Genomic DNA, 19,170 nt, shown 5'->3' on the forward strand with positions numbered 1-19,170 from the left:
CCTCCTAGAGCGGGCTGACGAAACGGTTGTCGACCAGCTCGTCGTTGCTGACGTTGTAAGGTTTGCCCTGCAATTCGCTGGCGGTTTCGTTGGCCAGTTTGATCAGCGCTGCGCTGTCACCCGGTTTGCCCGGTGAGCCCAAGAGCTTCTCGCTCATGGCTTGATCGTAGAAACGCACGCCTTGCGCGGCGGCGGCCAGTTCCTTCGGATCGGACAGGTAACCGCCGACACCTTTGGCCATGATTTTGTAAGCGTCTTCCGGATGATCCTTGGTGTATTGCACGGCTTTGTACAACCCGGCGACCAAAGCCTTGACGTCTTCCGGCTGCTTCTCGATAACGCTGCAATTGAGCGCGACCACATCGACGATCACGCCGGGGGTGCTGCTGCTGTCGATCAGCACTTTGCCCTGCTGCTTGTCGCGCACCATCGACAGGTGCGGCTCCCAGGTCACGGCAGCGGGCACGCGACCGGCGATGAACGCGGTGGCGGCATCATCTGCGGTCATGTTCTGCACGGTGATGTCGCTCATCTTCATGCCGTTCTTTTTCAGCAAATAGGAGAGCCAGAACTGCGAGGTCGAACCTTCGTTGACGGCCACGGATTTGCCCTTGAGCTCTTGCAGGCTTTTCACATCCTTGCCGACCAGCACGCCATCGCCGCCATGGCTGTCATCCAGCGCCGCGACTGCTTTGAAGCAGAACTGCGGGCGGTATTTGAGCACTTCATCGATGGTCGACGCCGAGCCGGACAGTTGCCCGGACGCCTGCGCGGCCATGTACATCGACGCCTCTTCGACCACCGGCAATTCGACGGTCAGACCGTTTTCCTTGAAGTAGCCCAGGTCCTGAGCCAGATAGAGGGTGCCGTAGCCGACCCACGTGGTGTGGCCGATGGACAGGGTCCCGGCCTGGGCGCTGGTCGCAACCGTGGCGGCCAGGGCAGTGATTGCCAGAGGGTGAGTGAGACGAATACACAAGGACTTGATCATGGAGCACTCCCGACGCTGTTGATTTAGTTTTGTCATGGGCAGTACGGTCGCCGGCCGTTGTGCAGTTGCTGCCATGGGTCTCTCGCGGACGTTTGGGCGGACAACATTCGGCTGGCGGGCAAGATCGATGGTGGCCCATGTGCGCGGTGAGGAAAATCAGGAAATTGTTGGCTGTAAATGATGAAAAAACTGGGTAGTGCGCACTGCTAAAGGGCGGGGATTGCGGGGATGCGCGAGGTGGGTGCAGATTGGGGATTTTCGGCGGCGGGGAGAATGCTATCGCTGGCAAGCCAGCTCCCACAGGGATCGTGGATGTGCCTGGATTGTGTGAACAACGCTGAAACCTGTGGGAGCTGGCTTGCCAGCGATGGTGCCGAAGCAGTCAATATCCATGCTGCTGACCCACCGCATTCGCGAGCAAGCTCGCGAAGGGGGCAACTCGGTCTCAGCGCAACTGGAACCAGGTGGTTTTCAACTGGGTGTATTTGTCGAACGAGTGCAGCGACAAATCGCGGCCAAAGCCCGATTGCTTGCCGCCGCCGAAAGGCACCGTCACATCCAGCGCATCCACCGTGTTGACCGACACCGTACCCGCTCGCAACTGCCGCGCCACACGATGCGCGCGGTTGAGGTCATCGGTCCACAACGACGCCGCCAGTCCATACACACTGTCATTGGCCAGCCGAATAGCCTCGGCCTCATCATCGAACGGCATCACCGCCAGCACTGGCCCGAATACCTCTTCGCGAAACAGCGGCATGTCGGCGGTTATACCGGTGAAAATCGTCGGTTCAATGAAGTTGTCAGAGCCATTCAAGCGCCGCTGCCCACCGCCACAAACCCGGGTCGCCCCCGACTGCTCGGCGTTGCGAATGAAGCGCATGATGCCCGCCGTCTGCCTGTGATCAACGATGGCGCCAGCGCTGCTCTGCGGATCCAGCGGATCACCGGGTAACCACCGTTCAGCCTGTGCTTTCAGCCGTTCAACGAACTCATCATGAATCGAACGCTCCACCAGCAAGCGCGAATTGGCCGAGCAGACTTCGCCCTGATTGAAGAAGATCCCGAACGCCGCTTTCTCCGCCGCCAGATCCAGATCCTGACAATCGGCGAACACCAGATTGGCGCTCTTGCCACCGCATTCCAGCCACACCTGTTTGAGGTTCGATTGCGCGGAATACTGCATGAAATATTTGCCGACCAGGGTCGAGCCGGTGAACACCAGACAATCGATATCCGCGTGCAAACCCAACGCCTTGCCGGTCTGTTCGCCAAGCCCCGGCAACACGTTCAACGCACCCGCTGGCAGCCCCGCTTCCAGCGCCAGCTCAGCCAGACGCAAGGCCGAAAACGGCGATTGCTCGGCCGGTTTTAAAATCACCGAATTGCCCGCCGCCAGCGCCGGGGCGAGTTTCCACGCGGCCATGTCCAATGGGAAATTCCACGGCACCACAGCAGCGACTACACCGAGTGCTTCACGGGTGATGGTCGCCAGCACATTCGGCGCACTGGGCGCGACCTGATCGTAAAGTTTGTCGATGCTTTCGGCGTACCAGCGAAACACCCCGGCGGCGCCCGGCACGTCGATGTTGTAAGCGTCCATCACCGGTTTGCCCATGTTCAGCGAGTCAAGCAAGGCCAGCTCTTCGCGATGACTCATCAGCAGATCAGCCAAGCGCAGCAGCACTTGCTTGCGCTCGGCTGGAGATCGTTGCGACCACGTACCGGCCTCAAACACTTGCCGCGCATTGCGCACTGCGACGTCGACATCCGCCTCGCCACACGCAGCGACATTCGCCAGGCATTGCCCGGTCGCCGGGTTGATCGCGGCAAAGGTCTGCCCCGATTGCGCAGCGCAATGTTTGCCGTCGATCACGGCCTGATCGGGAAACTTCAATGCAACGGCGCGGCGCTGCCACTCTGCAAGCTCGAACACGACGGATGCTCCTGAGACGTTATTGTGCCTCGATGGTCGCTCAGGCCCGCACGGGCTAAAAATAGTAAAAATGTCTTCGCAGGCAATAAAAACACTGGGCAATGACTTCCCCCAAACGCTGCACAGGTGGCTATGGTTGAAGGATAAAAACATCGTCGTGCAATGGACGTGGCGGCGCACAAATTGCTTTGAAGTCGAGTCCGCTCGTCCTGAGGTTTGCCGTGGCCGCCTACAATTTGCGTCAGCTGAAGTATTTCATCACCACCGTCGAATGCGGCAGCGTTGCCGAGGCTTCACGCAAGCTGTACATCGCGCAGCCGGCGATTTCCACCGCGATCAAAGGACTGGAAGACAGCTTCGGTGTGCAACTGCTGATCCGTCATCACGCCCAAGGTGTGTCACTGACGCCAAGCGGTGCGCGGTTTTTTCGCAAGGCTCAAGAGTTGCTGCGCATGGCCAAGGAGTTCGAACAGAACGCCCTCGCCGACAACGACGTGATCGCCGGGCAGATCGATATTGGTTGTTTCGAAACGGTCGCGCCGTTGTACCTGCCGCAGTTGATCGCCGGGTTCTCGGCGTTGTATCCGGGCGTGAAAATCCGCATTCGCGACGGTGAACAGCAAGAGCTGGTGCAAGGCCTGACGTCAGGCACGTTCGATCTGGTGATTCTTTATGAACACGAACTCGACGCGACCATCCAGACCGAACCGCTGATGCCGGCGCAACGCCCGTATGCGCTGTTGCCCGCCGACCACCGTTTTGCCCAATACAAACAAGTGTCGCTGCGCGATCTGTGTCTGGATCCGATGATCCTGCTCGACGTGCAGCCGAGCCGGACTTACTTCGTCAGCCTGTTTGAAGAACTGGGGCTGACGCCGCGCATCGAGTTCAGCTCGCCGTCGATTGAAATGGTACGCGGGATGGTCGGCCAGGGTTTCGGCTTTTCGATTCTGGTGACCAAACCGCATTCGGAATGCACCTACGACGGCAAGAAAGTCGTGTGCGTGGACATCGTCGAAGATGTCACCGGTTCGGGTTTGGTCGCGGCATGGCTCAAGCGCGGGCAACTGACCAAACCGGCGCAGTTGTTCGCCGATTATTGCCGCGAACAACTGACCGCAAAGACTCACCTTTAACAGCAAAGATCGCAGCCTGCGGCAGCTCCTACAGTTTGTCGGTGTCGTACCGTCATTCTGTGGCCGACTTCAATTCGGTAGGAGCTGCCGAAGGCTGCGATCTTTTGCTCTTCAGGTCCCGCGCGGTTTGGCTCGCGCGGTCGCTTCGGCCACCAGCGGATCATCCGGCCAATAGTGCTTCGGATAGCGGCCCTTCAAATCCTTCTTCACCTCGGCATAGGTGCTGCGCCAGAAGTTGGCCAAATCCTGCGTCACCTGCACCGGCCGCCGCGCCGGCGACAGCAGATGTAACTTGACCACCTGCCGCCCGCCGGCAATGCGCGGCGTATCCGCCAGCCCGAACAACTCCTGCAAACGCACAGCCAGAATCGGCGGAAACTCGCTGTAGTCCAGACGAATCGACGACCCCGACGGCACACTCAGATGATGCGGCGCCAGCTCATCGAGCTTTTGCGGCAGCGGCCATGGCAGCAGATTGCGGACGATGCTCGACAGATCGAGATTGGCAAAATGACTGAGTCGCGAGACCTTGCCCAGATACGGCATCAGCCAGTCTTCGAGGGTATCGAGCAACGTCGCATCGCTGACATCCGGCCATTGACTGTCGTCCTGATTGTTCAATTCCAACTGCCGCAACAACGCCACGCGCGCCTGCCACTGGCGCAGCTCCGGCGTCCACGGCAGCAGCTCCAGCCCCTTGCGCCGCACCAGATTGACCAGCGCCTGACTGCGCGCATTTTCATCGAGACCGGTCAACGGCTCACGGCTGAGAATCAGCTCGCCGACCTTGCGCTGACGCTCGGCGCGCAACACGCCTTCGCGCTCGTCCCAGTCCAGTTGATCGACGTTGCGTACCTGTTCGGCGAGCACTGAATCGAACAGCGCCGGATCGAAATCCGCCGCCAGATAAATCCGTTCTTCACGCTGGCCCTGACGGCTGCCGAGGTCGGCAATGACGATCCACGGCTCTTTCATCAGGCTGTCGGCTTCGGCGAATAGCGCCGCACGACCATTGGCTAGGCGATATTCGGCGCCACCGGCACGCCGCTGTTGCGCGACGCGATCCGGATACGCCAGCGCCAGCAAGGCGCCGAGCCAACGCGGATGGTCGGGATCGCTGACCGGCTCGCTGGCCTTGCCGCGCAAGTAACCGCGATATTGCCGCGCCAGTTGCTTGGCGCGCTGCACACCACCCTGCGCACCTCGAGCCGCACGTTCTTCACCCGAGAGCAGTACCAGCCGACTGTGCAGATCGGCCCCGGCGCCACGCAAGATATCGCGCTCGCCGAGCAACGCGGCGACATCGCACGCCATGTTGGCCAGACCCAACGCTTGCCCCCGCAGCAGCAAATGGCCGATGCGTGGATGCGCCGGCAACTCAGCCATGGCCTGACCATGAGCGGTCAGCGCCTCACCTTCCAGCGCGCCAAGCCTTTGCAACAAATCCTGCGCCTGCGCATAAGCTGCCGCTGGCGGGACATCCAGCCAGACCAGTTCGCCCGGCGTCACGCCCCAGCGCCCCAGTTGCAGGGCGAGGCTGGCAAGATCCGCCGAAAGAATTTCTGCGCTGCCATACGCTGCCAATTGTTCGTGCTGATCCTGCGACCACAAGCGATAACAAACACCCGGTTCCAGTCGCCCCGCCCGGCCCGCGCGCTGAGTGGCACTGGCCTTGGAAATCCGCTGGGTATCGAGACGCGTCATGCCGCTGCCGGGATCGAAACGCGGCACCCGCGCCAGCCCGGCGTCGATGACTACGCGCACACCGTTGATGGTCAGACTGGTCTCGGCGATATTGGTCGCCAGCACCACTTTGCGCTGCCCGGCCGGCGCCGGATCGATCGCCGCACGTTGCGCATTGAGGTCGAGTTCACCGTGCAACGGACACAGCAATACATCGCTGCGTGAGCCGATGGCATCGGCCAATTGCTGGTGGACGCGACGAATCTCGGCCTGCCCCGGCAGAAACACCAACAGGCTGCCGGTTTCGTCGTGCAGCGCTTCAAGCACGGTTTGGGTGACGCGTTGATCAATGTATTCGCCGGGCTGAAACGGACGGCCCCAGCGCATCGTCACCGGATACATGCGGCCTTCGCTGCGCAGGATCGGCGCATCATCCAGCAACCCGGACAGACGTTCACCTTCGAGCGTGGCCGACATCAGCAAAATCTTCAGCGGCTGTTCAGCTCGAAACAGCTCGCGACCGTTCAGACTCAAGGCCAGCGCCAGATCGGCGTCGAGGCTGCGTTCGTGAAATTCGTCAAAGATCAGCAGACCCACGCCTTCCAGCGCCGGGTCATCCTGCAGACGCCGGGTGAGAATGCCTTCGGTGACCACTTCGATACGCGTATCGGGGCCGACCTTGCTGTCGAGACGGATGCGATAACCGACGGTTTCACCGACCTTCTCGCCCAGCTCACTGGCCAGACGTTCTGCCGCCGCACGCGCGGCGAGACGGCGCGGCTCGAGCATCAGAATGGTCTGCCCGGCCAGCCACGCTTCATTGAGCAAGGCCAAGGGCACACGGGTGGTTTTACCGGCACCGGGCGGTGCTTCGAGCACGGCTTCGTGGCGCGTCGCCAAGGCTTCACGCAGGGCGGGTAAAACTTCATCGATTGGCAAAGAATTCATGCTGGCTCCTCAGGGCGTGCCCACAGTAAATTGCGAGTCGCGTTAAAGCTGTGAGCGTGCCAGGCAAGGCGCGGGACGCAGGTAAGGGTCGTTTCCTTGCCAAGTCCCGCAACGCAGCATGGCGCGCTCACAGCTTTAGCCCGGAGGGCCGAACCCCGACAGGATTCATCAGCCTTCACGCGGTGTCGATCTGGAGAAAACAACTTCAATCCTCAACATATTTCGGTAGGGGTGAGACGAGGCCGCAATTTACTGTGGGCATGCCCTGCCAGGCCCGAGTATAACGGCGAACTGGCGGGCGTTCGTCAGGGTCTTAACTTCACACGACGACGCTTCGTTCTTAGATCAATCAGGAGATTTCCCCATGCGCTTACCTTTTCGCCTGATCGGCGGTGTACTGGTCGCCACCCTGCTCACGCAAATCACCGCGTGCGGTTCGATTTTCTACCCGGACCGGCGCGGTCAGATCGACGGCAAGATCGACCCGGCGATTGCCGTGCTCGACGCCGTGGGCCTGCTGTTCTACGTCATTCCCGGGCTGATCGCGTTTGCCGTCGACTTCGCCACCGGCGCGATCTACTTCGAACCGGGCCACACCGCGCAGATCGATCCGGCCAAGCTCAAGCAAGCCATCGGTCCGGACGGTCAAGTCGATAATCACAAGTTGCAGGCTATTCTCGAAAGCGAGTTGGGCCGAGATTTCCCACTGGATGACCCGCGCCTGATTCAACACAAGGGCAGCACTCAACAACTGGCGATGTTCGGCCTGCAACCCGCCGCTTAAAAAGGAAGTTAAATGACATCCAGCCCCGAACACGCCCGCCTGCTACGGCTGGCGACCCGCGCCTCGGTGGCGGTGGCGTGCACGCTGATCATCGCTAAAGCCATCGCCTGGTGGCTCAGCGGTTCGGTGAGCATGCTCGCCGGCCTCACCGACTCGGCGCTGGATGGCGTCACTTCGCTACTCAATCTGCTGGCGGTGCATTACGCGCTGCGCCCGGCCGATGACGATCACCGTTATGGTCACGGCAAGGCGGAATCGCTGGCGGGCATGGCGCAGGCGCTGTTCATTGGCGGCAGTGCGGTGTTGATCGCGCTTCAGGCCTATGAACGCATCCAGCATCCGGAACCGCTTGGCGCGCCGTGGATCAGCATTGGCGTGATCATTTTCTCATTGCTGCTGACGGTGGCCTTGCTGGTGCTGCAGCATCGAGTGATCAAGCAGACCGGTTCCAATGCCGTGCGTGCCGACTCACTGCATTACCGATCCGATCTGTTACTCAACGGCAGTATTCTGGTGGCGCTGATGTTGGCCGGGTTCGGCTGGCATCAACTGGATGCGTGGTTCGGACTTGGCATTGCCGCCTATATCCTGTGGAGTGCGATCCAGATCGCCCGGGAAAGTTTTTCGGTGTTGATGGATGAAGAACTGCCAACAGATGTCAGTCAGCACATGCTCGAACTGGCGTGCAGTGTGCCGGGCGTATTGGGCGCGCATGACTTGCGCACGCGGATTTCCGGCAACCACTGGTTCGTGCAGTTGCACCTGGAGTTGCCGGGGGAGCTGACCCTGTCAGTGGCGCACGGCATCAGCGACCAAGCCGCCGATGCCATTCACAAGGCCTACCCGCGGGCCGAAGTGCTGGTGCACGCCGACCCGCAGGAAGTGGTCAAGTCAGAGCGGGCGCAAACCCGGCTTCAGTAACTGACCTGATAACCGCGACTGCTCAGGCAATTGCCCTGCGCCTGACGGTACGCCTGCACCACTTCGGGCGCCGGTTGATACGTCGCGGTGCGCGGATCGAAACCGCTTTGCTGCACCGCGTACTGGTAGCACTGATAACCGTCTTGCTGCACCTGCTCCGGCGACTGGCCGTTGGCCGGATACGCTTCGACGTCATAGCCTTGGGATTGCGGCTGCGGCTGTTGCTGCACCGGCGGCTCGACCACCACGTAATCCTGCGTCGCTTCCTGATACGCGTAGTAGGAACCGGCAGCGAGGAACAGCAGCGAACCACCGATCCACACCTCACGGGCGTAATCCGGCAAATACTGGATGCGAATCCCGCGCGGCGGCTGCACGACGATGTAGCGCGGGCCTTGCGGGCGATACCAGTAGCCGCCGGAAAAGAAGTAATCCTGACCACGATACGGCACGCGGTAATCGCGATCCGGGAAGCGGTCGATCACATGTCCTGGCCGGTATTGCGGGCCTGGACCCCAACCGTTGCCATGCCCGTCGGGGCGCCCCGGCCAGCGATTGTCGTTGGGCCGGTTGCCGGTCTGCCATTGCTGGTTGTGGTAACCGTTCTGCGGACGCTCGTCGCGGTAGTAACCCTGACGCGGCTCTTGAGTCTGGCGTACGGCGTCGGGCCGTGGCTGGATCGGTAGGCTGTTGGCCGGCAGTTGCGGCGGTGGTGGCGGCTGACGTACCGGGTTGGGGTTGTAGGCCGGGCGATTCTGATCGCGGTCCTGCCACTGGCCATTGTTGTTGCCGTTGTGCTCGAACTGGCGGCTGTTGTCGCCACGAATGATCTCGTTGTTCTGCGCACGCGGCTGATTCTGTTGCGGCTGATTCTGCGATGGATTGTTCTGCGGACGCGGCTGATTGTTGCCGCCACGGCCCTGATTGTTGCCCTGATGATCCTGGCCGTGGCCTCCGCCCTCCGGGCCGCGATTCTGTGGCTCATCGGCGAGCGTTTGCACACTGACACTCACACACAGCAAACCAACACTGGCCAGACGCCAAATGCGCGAATTCATGCTTTTTCTCACTGCGGGGCCTGTAAATGTAAGAGGACTTGTAGCTAAGACCGGGATTACACACACCGGGTTCTGCAACAGGTTATCAGTCACGCAACTTATTTATTGAGCGTCCGGCATGAAATCGCAGGCAAGAAAAAAGGGAGACCCGTCGGCCTCCCTTCTAGAGAACTTCGTCCTGGCTCGACGCTTTTGACGTCGGCTCACCTCACGCCGTCTTCTGGACAGTGTGCAGCTCGGGGGCCGGCACAACCCCGGTGGGGGTGGCGGCCGCGGCAGGCCGGATAGGGCGGGCCGCGTGGACTGTGTTACCGAGCAGTGATTCTGGTGATAAGAATAGGCCTGAGACGGCGGCAGAGGATTGCGAAGATTGCTGAAATAAACACCACTTGCGCAATTTTTAACCCTGGATAGATAATCCGCCGCAATAGTTACAACCAAGGACAGATTGATGAGCAAACTCGACCGTTACGACCTGAGCATTTTGGCGGAATTGCAGCGCGACGCCCGCATCTCCAACCAGGAATTGGCCGAGCGCATCGGTCTGTCGCCCTCCCCTTGCTCGCGCCGGGTCAAGCAACTGGAAGACGACGGGTATATTTCGCGTCAGGTGGCGTTGCTCGATCGCAAGATGCTTGGGCTGAGCCTAACGGCGTATGTGCTGATCGGCATGGACCGGCATACGCCGGAGCGTTTCGAAAATTTCGAAGCGGCGATTCGTACGTTGCCGCAGGTGTTGGAGTGCAGTCTGGTGACCGGTGTGGATGCCGATTACCAATTGAAAGTGGTGGTGCCGGATATGGATCACTATCAGAAGCTGTTGCTGGGGCATTTGACGCGGATTGAAGGGGTAACCAGCGTGCGCTCTAGTTTTGTGCTGAATCAGGTGTTGAACAGCACGGAACTGCCGCTGACCCACCTGCGCAACTGATCAAAAGCCCCTCACCCCAGCCCTCTCCCGGAGGGAGAGGGGGCCGACCGTGAGATGCTGAAGAAGTACGCCGACCTGAGCGTTCTGCTGTGAATTCATAATCGACTCGATCTTTCAGGTCGATGTATGACGCCAGACACCTCGGTCAGTCCCCTCTCCCTACGGGAGAGGGCTAGGGTGAGGGCAAAGGCTTCAGATCAGACCCAGATCAATGCCACCCCACACACCTTGGCGTATACTCGCCGCGCCCTTTTTGCCCCATGCGCGCCGGAGAAACCCAATGGATCCAGCATTATTAGAAGAGTGGATGATGACCGGCCTGGTCAGCATCCTGATCATTTTCATGGGTTTCATCGTCTGGGATTTGGCGAAGAAGTCCAAGGCCGGGCGCTTTGGCTCGTTCATTCTGTTCTTCGTGCTGGGCCTGGGCGTGGCCGCGTTCATCATCAAGAGTGTGGTGATCGGCCTGATCGAATCCGGCGCTCTATAAGCGCGCCGGCACTTCCTTCCACTGGCCCTGATCAAGCCCTTCGATCGACCAGTCGCCAATTCTCACCCGCACCAGCCGCAATGTCGGCAACCCGACTGCCGCGGTCATGCGCCGTACCTGACGGTTGCGCCCTTCGCGAATCACCAGCTCCAGCCATGAAGTCGGTATGGTCGCGCGAAAGCGCACCGGCGGATTGCGCGGCCACAACTCAGGCTCGTCCAGTTGTTGCGCTTCGGCCGGCAAGGTCATGCCGTCATTCAACTCAACACCATCCCGCAGACGCTGCAACTGCTCGGCCGTCGGCACGCCTTCGACCTGCACCCAATAAGTCTTCGCCAGTTTGTGTTTCGGATCGGCGATGCGCGCCTGCAACTGCCCGTCGTTGGTCAGTAGCAACAACCCTTCGCTGTCACGATCCAGGCGACCGGCCGGATAAATGCCGGGCACATCAATGAAATCCTTGAGGGTCGCCCGCCCTTCGCCGTCGCTGAATTGCGTCAGCACATCGAACGGTTTGTTGAACAGGATCAATTTCGGCTCGGCCGGGGGTGCCTTGGCAACACGGCGCGGGGAAGACGACTGAGGCTTCGCGCCAGGGCGGCGGGAAGGTGGACGTGGAGGACGGGACATGGCGAAAAGAACATCTAACGGTCGAGGCTGACAATGCTAGTGCCCCGACCGCCAAATGACCACGACTAACCGTTAACGGAACGGCGGTTCGTCGAAGCTGCGCAGTTTGCGCGAGTGCAGCGAGTTGAGTTCAGTGCGCAGCAGGTCCACCGCTTCGATGCCGATCTTCAAGTGCTGGCTGACCGCACGCTCATAGAAGGCGTTGGCCGAACCCGGCAGCTTGATTTCACTGTGCAGCGGTTTGTCCGAAACGCACAGCAACGTGCCGTACGGCACCCGCAAGCGATAACCCTGCGCGGCAATCGTGCCGCTTTCCATGTCCACCGCCACGGCGCGGGACAGGTTGATCAACGGCCGCTCCTGCGCCCAGCGCAATTCCCAGTTACGGTCGTCGTAGGTCAGCACGGTGCCGGTGCGCAGGCGTTTTTTCAGGTCATCGCCCTTCTCGCCGGTGACATTCGCCGCTGCTTGTTGCAGCGCCATTTGCACTTCGGCCAGTGCCGGGATCGGAATGTTCGGCGGCACCACGCGGTCGAGAATGCCGTCGCGACGCATATAAGCGTGGGCCAGCACATAGTCGCCAATGGTCTGCGACTGACGCAGGCCACCGCAGTGGCCGATCATCAGCCAGCAATGCGGACGCAGCACCGCCAGGTGATCGGTGATGTTCTTGGCGTTGGACGGGCCGACGCCGATGTTGACCAGGGTCACGCCGTGGCCATCGCTGGCGATCAGGTGATAGGCCGGCATCTGATAACGGTGCCAGACCACACCGGCGGCGATCGCCGAGGCTTCGCCGTGATCCATGCCCTTCTCGATGATCACGTTGCCCGGCAAGACCATGCGCACGAAACGCGGGTCACTGCGCAATTGCTCCAGACCATGGACGATGAACTGGTCGACGTAGCGGTGATAGTTGGTCAGCAGAATCCACGGCTGCACATGGCGCCAGTCGCTGCCGGTGTAATGCACCAGACGGCGCAGGGAGAAATCCACGCGCGCGGCGTCGAACAAGGCCAGCGGCAGCGGATCGGTGTTTTCCCAGTCGTAGAGACCGTCGGCGATGCCATCGGTGGCGGCGGACAGGTCAGTACTCGGGAACACCCGCGCCAGCACGGCAGCGGTGACGCCGGAGCCGGCCAGTTCATCGCCCTGCTCGACTACATATGGATACGGAATGTTCTGCTGGCTGACGCCGACTTCCACAGTCACGGTGAAGTCGTGCATCAGCGGCACAAGCTGCTCGAGCAGGTATTTGCGGAACGCCGCCGGGTGGGTGACGGTGACGCTATAAGTGCCCGGCAATTGCACCTTGGCGTAAGCGCGGGTGGTCTGTGGGACTTCGCCCTGGCAATGGTAGGTCAGACGCAGTTCGGGATAACGAAACAGAGCACGCTGCGCAGCGTCGGGTTCGACGCGATCCTTGAGGTAACGCTTGAGCGCCGAGTTCAGCGCAGTGGTGGCCCGCTCGTGCAACTCGGCCAGACGATCCACGGCTTGTTCGGCGGTTTGAACGACAATAAACGCTTCGGTCACGATCAGCTTCCTGTGTTCTGACTTGCAGAGCTTCATCTTGCCTGCATCGTGGCGTCACGGGAACAGTGGCGTTGTGGGTGTACCCAAATCTTTCAGACAAAGCGAACCCCTGTGGGAGCTGGCTTGCCAGCGATGAGGCCGGCACATGCAACATCAGTGTTGACTGACAGGCCGCCATCGCTGGCAAGCCAGCTCCCACAGGGTTTTGTAGTGTTGGGGAGATTGCGGTCAGAAACCTTGCGGGGTCGAGCGGGCGACGATAGCTTCGACGTCCAGCCCACGCGGCAAGGCGCCGTACACGCGACCGCCACTGCTCAGACGGCTGGCAATGAACGCATCGCTGACCGCCGAGTTGCCGGCTTCCAGCAATAGCTTGGCCTGCAAACCGAGCGCGATGTCTTCGGTCAGTTGCCGCGCCCGGTACTGAATATCACTGGTGTCCTTGAACTGCGCCTGCAATTGCTGAATATGCGCGGCCAGCCGTTTGTCACCATGTCCATCACCGAGTTCGCTGAACAACACATCCAGCACACCCGGCTCTTTCGACAACGCGCGCAGCACGTCGAGGCACTGCACATTCCCCGAACCTTCCCACGTCGAATTCACCGGCGCCTCGCGGTACAGGCGCGGCAGGATACTGTCCTCGACATACCCGGCGCCGCCCATGCACTCGGCCGCTTCATTGATCATCCCCGGCGCACGTTTGCAGATCCAATACTTGCCCACCGCTGTCACCAGCCGCGCGAATTGCGCTTCGTGGCGATCATTCAGATGATCCAGCGCCTTGCCCATGCGTAAACTCAGGGCCAGCGCGGCTTCGCTTTCCAGGGCCAGATCTGCCAGTACGTTCTGCATCAATGGCTGTTCGCTGAGCAGTTTGCCGCCGACCTTGCGGTGCGCGCAGTGGTGGCTGGCCTGGGTCAGCGCCTGGCGCATCAGCGCGCTGGAACCGACCATGCAATCAAATCGGGTCATGGCGACCATTTCGATGATGGTCGGCACACCGCGCCCTTCCTCGCCAACCATCCACGCCAGCGCGCCACGGAACTCCACTTCGCTGGAGGCGTTGGACTGGTTACCGAGTTTGTTTTTCAGACGCTGGATATAGAACTGATTACGCGTGTCATCCGGGCGATGGCGTGGCAGCAGGAAGCAGGTCAAACCCTTGTCGGTCTGCGCCAGCGTCAGGAAGGCATCGCACATCGGCGCCGAGCAGAACCACTTGTGCCCGACCAGTTCATAGGCCTCGCCCGGGCCACTGGCGCCGACCGGATACGCCTTGGTGGTGTTGGCGCGCACGTCGGTGCCGCCCTGTTTCTCGGTCATGGCCATGCCGATGGTCACGCCGGCCTTGTGCGCCATACCGACGTTGCGCGGATCGTACTCAGTGGCGAGGACTTTCGGCAGCCACTGTTCAGCGATATTCGGCTGCAAACGCAGGGCCGGCACGCTGGCGAAGGTCATGGTCAACGGGCAGCCGCTGCCCGCCTCTGCCTGGCTGTGCAGATAGCTCATGGACGCGCGGGCGACGTGAGCACCGTCCTGCGGATGAGTCCATGGCAGCGAGGTCAGACCATGTTCAATCGCGGTGCGCATCAGTTGGTGATAAGCCGGATGAAATTCCACCAGATCAATGCGATGGCCGTAGCGATCATGGCTGGCAAACACCGGTTTGTTCTGGTTGGCGAGGAACCCGGCTTCCATCAGCGGGCCACCGGCGAGCGCGCCGTAGGCATCGATCCGCGACTCCGCCCACCCGGCACCAAAGCGCCGCGACCACTCCTGCAATGGCAGGTCGATGCGATACAGATTGGTGCCGTCCAGCGACGGCGGCTGGTTGGTGACTTCGTGGGTTTCGGCGAACTGATGCAGGTTCATGACGGGGCTCCTTGGTCATCCAGAAGGTCAGTTAAGCACCGCCCCAAGATCGATCAAAGTGTCATATCCGCCGATTTTGCGGCGCTTTTACCCTGTCAGCAACACAGCACCCGGCGCTCCAGCGCGGACTGCAACTCTTCGAATTTCACCGGCTTGTTCAAGTAATCGATGGGCGCGCCAGGCGTGCAAAGTTCCCGCTCGGCGGTCAGCGCCAGCATAAACACCGGCAGATTCGCGCAGCCCGGCAATGCATGAATCTGGCAGCACAACGCTGCGCCCTCCTGAGCAGGTAGCTGGCAATCGATGAGCACAGCATCGAAGGCCTCACGCTGCAAGCAATCCAGCGCCGCCGCGCCGTTATCGGCGGTACGCACGCGGAAGCCGAGCTTGAGCAACATGCCGCGCATCACCAGTTGGTTGACGCTGTTGTCGTCCACCAGCAACACCGTGCAGTCCTGTGGTGCGCGCACAAAATGGCGCGAAGGCGCCGGGATCGACGCCGGTTCAATTACCGGTAGTTCGAACTCGACATCCAGCTGGAAGCGGCTGCCACGCCCGGGTTCCGAGCGGTGCGTGAGCTTGCCGTCGAGCAGCTCGACCAACTGTCGGCAGATCGCCAGGCCGACGCCCAATCCGCCATATTCGCGGGTCATCGAGCCGTCGAGCTGGAAGAAGCGCTGATACATCGTCGCCTCGCCCAGATCGGTGAAACCGATGCCGGTGTCGATCACCGCAAACGACAGGGCCAAACGATTGCCCGTCGACGGTTTGCCGGTAACCCGCAGTGCCAGACCACCAACGCGGGTGAACTTGATCGCGTTATCCAGCAGGCATTCCAGGCATTGCGCGAGTTTGGCGCTGTCGCCATACAAGCGATCCGGCAAGGTCGGCAGTACTTCAACCTTGAAATCCAGCGACTTGCTCGCCGCGTTGCCGTCGAACTGCACGCGCAATGCTTCGACCACCGCACGCAGGCTGAAACTGCCCGGAGCAGCCTTGAGTTTGCCGGCCTGCAATTCGGTGAGGGTGAGGATGCCGTTGACCATGCGCATCATGTCCCGCGCGGAACCGGCGGCGGTTTGCTGATATTGCTCAAGCTCCGGATCCAGATCGACGGTCTGCATCAGTTCCAGCGAACCGATCACACCGTTCATCGGCGTGCGCAGTTCATGCGTCAGGGTCGCGAGGAATTCATCCTTGAGCTTGTTGCTGTGGGCCAGTTGCTGGTTGAGCACTTCGAGTTTCTGCCCGGCGTCGTACAACGTCTGCGCCTGTTGCTCACGCATCGCGTTGATACGGTCGGCCAGCGCCAGCGACAGCAGCGCCACTTCGATGGCCGAACCGATCTGGCTGGCGTACATGGTCAGGAACACGTTCGGCAGCAGGCCGAGCACCATCAGGGTGTTGACGATGCCGCCAAGCAGGAACGCCGACCAGGCAATGATGAAGTAACGTGCCACCCGCAAGCCGCGCCACCAGGCCAGAATCCCTGCGGCGAAAATCACGACCGTAAAGGTCAGCGCCAGTATCGTCGCCAGACGCAGCGACAACGCGTAACTGGTCATCAGCGACAAACCAACCACCAGCGCGCCGAACGCGATCAGCGCAATCAGCAAGCGATCGAGCCAACGGCTGTGGTTTTTGGTCTGCAGGAAGCTGCGGGCGAACTGACTGCCGAACAGCCCCGCACAGCCGATGAAGAATGGCGTCGCGGCGTTGGCCCACCATGGGTTGTCAGGCCAGAAGTACTCGACTGCCGCACCGTTCACCGACAGTTGATAGAGGCCGAACGAGGCAATATAGAAGATGTAATAGAGATAGCTGGTGTCGCGCACGCTGAGGAAGATGAACAGGTTGTAAACCAGCATCCCCAACAGCACGCCATAAATGATGCCCAGCACATACAGGCGCACCGGCTGGTCTTCGAGGTACGCAGTACTCGACCATAACGTCACCGGTGCCTGAATCGAGCCTTCGCTGGCCAGTCGCAGGTACACGGTTTGCTGTTGATTCGGCGTGAATGAAAGGTCGAACAAATAGTTGTTCTGGCGGATCTCGCGACTGGCGAACGGCAGGGCGTCGCCGGTTTGCCGGACGAGGCGGTAGTCGCCACTGGCGTCAGGCATATAGAGGTCGAGATGGTCGAGCGGTGGATACGCCAGTTCCAGCAGCCAGGTACGTTGGGCGGCGGGATTGCTCGGACGGTAGTGCAGGTCGATCTTCAGCCAGAACGCCGAGCGCGAGTATCCGGCATTGAGCGTGGCTTTATCGTGAGGTTTGAAATTACCGGCGGCAGCCTGCGCGCGAACATCGGCAATGCTCGCCTGACCACTGGGGTCTTCGAACACTTGCAGTGATCGGCCCAGAGGGAGGCTCTGGGTAAATTCGTCGAATTCGACGGCGCTCGCCATAAAGGGCAAGCAGAACAGCAACATCAGCAAATAGCGCATTGAAGCCCCAGCGTGGCTCGTCCGGTTGTGTCAGGAAGCCCCCCATTCCCTTTGAGTAGACGTAAAACCGGTATTACCTGTTATTGGTTTGGATCCAGACTAGCATAGCCGTTGATGGCCATTGAGCACCATTGAAATTTTTCCTACAAAGGCTCTAGAACGGGCGTTCCAGAGCAAAGCGGCGAGCTAGAGCTGTTGGATCGGTCAGGTAGACAAAAAGATCGCAGACTGCGGCAGCTCCTACACTTGAATGCGCTCCCTAGTAGGAGCTGCCACAGGCTGCGATCTTTTGATCTTGCTGTTCCACCCACACCCGAAAATCAGCTTTGGTGGTAAGCTCGCGCACCATGAATATCTACAGCTCCCGCCCCGTTGTCCTCTGTCTCTCCGGCCACGACCCCAGTGGTGGCGCCGGCTTGCAGGCAGATATCGAAGCCCTGCTCGCGCAGGGTTGCCATGCGGCTCCGGCCGTCACCGCCCTGACCGTGCAAGACACCGTCAACGTCACTGACTTCCGCGTCCTCGACCGTGAGTGGGTACTGGCTCAAGCCAATGCCGTGCTCAACGACTCCGAAGTCGCGGCGGTCAAACTGGGCATGCTCGGTTCGCTGGAAATGGTCGACACTGTTGTCGAACTGCTTTCAGCGCACCCGCATTTGCCAGTGGTTTGCGACCCGGTGCTGCGCGCCGGTGGCGGCGGTCGCCTGGGCAAGGACGAAGTCGGTTATGCGATGCGCGAGCGTCTGCTGCCGCTGTCAATCATTGCCACCCCCAACCTTCCCGAAGCGCGCATCCTCGCCGAACTGCCCGAAGGCACCGCGGACGAGTGCGCAGAAAAACTCCTGCCGTTCGTCAAAAACCTGCTGATCACCGGCGGCCACGGCGACGAAACTGAAATCCATAACCGCGTGTACAGCCGCGACGGTCTGCGCGAAACCTTTATCTGCCAGCGTCTGCCGGGCAGTTATCACGGTTCCGGTTGTACCTTGGCCAGCGCATTGGCCGGTCGTCTGGCGCAGGGCGAACACCTCGCCAGCGCCGTGCGCAGTGCATTGGATTACACCTGGCGCACCCTGCGCGATGCCGAACAACTGGGCAAAGGCCAGTTCGTCCCGCGTCGCCTGCCGCTGGATTTCTGCTCGTAACGTCGTGAGGTCTGCCCGATGAAACTACGTGGCCTGTATGCCATCACCGACAGCCAACTGCTGGCGGGCAAGTTTCTGTCTTACGTGGAGGCGGCGCTGGAAGGCGGCGTCACCCTGCTGCAATACCGCGACAAGAGCAGCGACGAGGCCCGCCGCTTGCGCGAGGCCGAGGCACTGCGCGATTTGTGCGAGCGCTATAAGACGCAGCTGATCATCAACGATGACGCTGAACTGGCCGCACGCCTCAACGTCGGCGTGCACTTGGGTCAGACCGACGGTCCACTGTCGCCGACCCGCGCCCTGCTCGGTTCGAAAGCGATCATCGGTTCGACCTGCCACGCGCAAATCGCGCTGGCCGAACAAGCGGCAAAAGAAGGCGCGAGTTACGTCGCCTTCGGCCGCTTCTTCAACTCCAACACCAAGCCCGGCGCGCCGACCTGCAGCCTCGATCTGCTGGACGAAGCCAAGCGCACGCTGCATCTGCCGGTCTGCGCGATTGGCGGCATCACCCTCGACAACGCCGCGCCGCTGGTGGCCCATGGGGTCGACTTGCTGGCCGTGGTTCACGGTCTGTTTGGTGCCGAAAGCACCGCCGAAGTGACCCGCCGCGCCCGCGCGTTCAATGAATTACTGAAAGTCTGATTTGAGAGCCC

The 19,170-nt window shown here is 60.9% G+C and carries 15 protein-coding genes; 7 read left to right on the forward strand and 8 right to left on the reverse strand.

The window, feature by feature from the left end; genetic code table 11:
- Positions 1–4: 4 nt before the first annotated feature.
- Entirely contained in the window at positions 5–991 is a 987-nt protein-coding gene (locus ACZZ0A_RS21660; RefSeq protein ID WP_123375882.1) for an ABC transporter substrate-binding protein, read from the reverse strand.
- A gap of 445 nt (positions 992–1,436) precedes the next feature.
- Complete coding sequence (locus tag ACZZ0A_RS21665; RefSeq protein WP_463543715.1) at positions 1,437–2,927, reverse strand: aldehyde dehydrogenase; 1,491 nt, start codon at positions 2,925–2,927, stop codon at positions 1,437–1,439.
- Positions 2,928–3,148: 221 nt separating this feature from the next.
- On the opposite strand from ACZZ0A_RS21665, the gene ACZZ0A_RS21670 reads away from it, so the two are divergent.
- Positions 3,149–4,063: a LysR family transcriptional regulator gene (locus tag ACZZ0A_RS21670; protein ID WP_007909669.1), complete on the forward strand. Its 915-nt coding sequence runs from the start codon at positions 3,149–3,151 to the stop codon at positions 4,061–4,063.
- 111 nt (positions 4,064–4,174) lie between these two features.
- On the opposite strand, the gene hrpB is transcribed toward ACZZ0A_RS21670, so the two are convergent.
- A complete protein-coding gene (gene hrpB / locus ACZZ0A_RS21675) occupies positions 4,175–6,694 on the reverse strand; it encodes an ATP-dependent helicase HrpB (RefSeq protein WP_463543716.1) in 2,520 nt (839 codons plus the stop codon).
- A gap of 364 nt (positions 6,695–7,058) precedes the next feature.
- Here hrpB and ACZZ0A_RS21680 point away from each other — a divergent pair, with 364 nt between their 5' ends.
- Entirely contained in the window at positions 7,059–7,478 is a 420-nt protein-coding gene (locus ACZZ0A_RS21680; RefSeq protein ID WP_007909665.1) for a hypothetical protein, read from the forward strand.
- A gap of 12 nt (positions 7,479–7,490) precedes the next feature.
- Entirely contained in the window at positions 7,491–8,399 is a 909-nt protein-coding gene (locus ACZZ0A_RS21685; protein ID WP_123375878.1) for a cation diffusion facilitator family transporter, read from the forward strand.
- Here ACZZ0A_RS21685 and ACZZ0A_RS21690 read toward each other — a convergent pair.
- Positions 8,393–9,457 carry a DUF6515 family protein gene (locus ACZZ0A_RS21690; RefSeq protein WP_463543717.1) on the reverse strand — a complete coding sequence of 355 codons (1,065 nt, stop codon included), beginning with the start codon at positions 9,455–9,457 and terminating at the stop codon, positions 8,393–8,395. The genes ACZZ0A_RS21685 and ACZZ0A_RS21690 overlap by 7 nt on opposite strands.
- 451 nt (positions 9,458–9,908) lie before the next feature.
- Between ACZZ0A_RS21690 and ACZZ0A_RS21695 the strand changes: the two genes are divergently transcribed.
- On the forward strand, positions 9,909–10,388 hold the full coding sequence (locus ACZZ0A_RS21695; protein WP_008081091.1) for an Lrp/AsnC family transcriptional regulator: 480 nt from the start codon (positions 9,909–9,911) through the stop codon (positions 10,386–10,388).
- Between the two features lie 280 nt (positions 10,389–10,668).
- Positions 10,669–10,878, forward strand: coding sequence for a DUF2788 domain-containing protein (locus tag ACZZ0A_RS21700; protein WP_007909655.1), 210 nt, complete (start codon positions 10,669–10,671; stop codon positions 10,876–10,878).
- On the opposite strand, the gene ACZZ0A_RS21705 is transcribed toward ACZZ0A_RS21700, so the two are convergent.
- From ACZZ0A_RS21705 to ACZZ0A_RS21720, 4 genes are all read right to left on the reverse strand, one after another.
- On the reverse strand, positions 10,873–11,508 hold the full coding sequence (locus tag ACZZ0A_RS21705) for a pseudouridine synthase (RefSeq protein ID WP_095114036.1): 636 nt from the start codon (positions 11,506–11,508) through the stop codon (positions 10,873–10,875). The genes ACZZ0A_RS21700 and ACZZ0A_RS21705 overlap by 6 nt on opposite strands.
- 72 nt (positions 11,509–11,580) lie before the next feature.
- Positions 11,581–13,080 carry an AMP nucleosidase gene (amn, locus tag ACZZ0A_RS21710; RefSeq protein ID WP_161986511.1) on the reverse strand — a complete coding sequence of 500 codons (1,500 nt, stop codon included), beginning with the start codon at positions 13,078–13,080 and terminating at the stop codon, positions 11,581–11,583.
- A 192-nt stretch (positions 13,081–13,272) separates the two neighbouring features.
- On the reverse strand, positions 13,273–14,922 hold the full coding sequence (locus tag ACZZ0A_RS21715) for an acyl-CoA dehydrogenase family protein (RefSeq protein ID WP_463543718.1): 1,650 nt from the start codon (positions 14,920–14,922) through the stop codon (positions 13,273–13,275).
- Positions 14,923–15,017: 95 nt separating this feature from the next.
- Positions 15,018–17,372: a hybrid sensor histidine kinase/response regulator gene (locus tag ACZZ0A_RS21720; RefSeq protein ID WP_447787236.1), complete on the reverse strand. Its 2,355-nt coding sequence runs from the start codon at positions 17,370–17,372 to the stop codon at positions 15,018–15,020.
- Positions 17,373–17,719: 347 nt separating this feature from the next.
- Here ACZZ0A_RS21720 and ACZZ0A_RS21725 point away from each other — a divergent pair, with 347 nt between their 5' ends.
- Both ACZZ0A_RS21725 and thiE read left to right on the forward strand, forming a co-directional pair.
- Complete coding sequence (locus ACZZ0A_RS21725; RefSeq protein ID WP_007909650.1) at positions 17,720–18,517, forward strand: hydroxymethylpyrimidine/phosphomethylpyrimidine kinase; 798 nt, start codon at positions 17,720–17,722, stop codon at positions 18,515–18,517.
- Between the two features lie 18 nt (positions 18,518–18,535).
- On the forward strand, positions 18,536–19,159 hold the full coding sequence (thiE, locus tag ACZZ0A_RS21730; RefSeq protein WP_095114032.1) for a thiamine phosphate synthase: 624 nt from the start codon (positions 18,536–18,538) through the stop codon (positions 19,157–19,159).
- Positions 19,160–19,170 lie beyond the last annotated feature (11 nt).

This window comes from Pseudomonas sp. AC242, assembly GCF_979258655.1.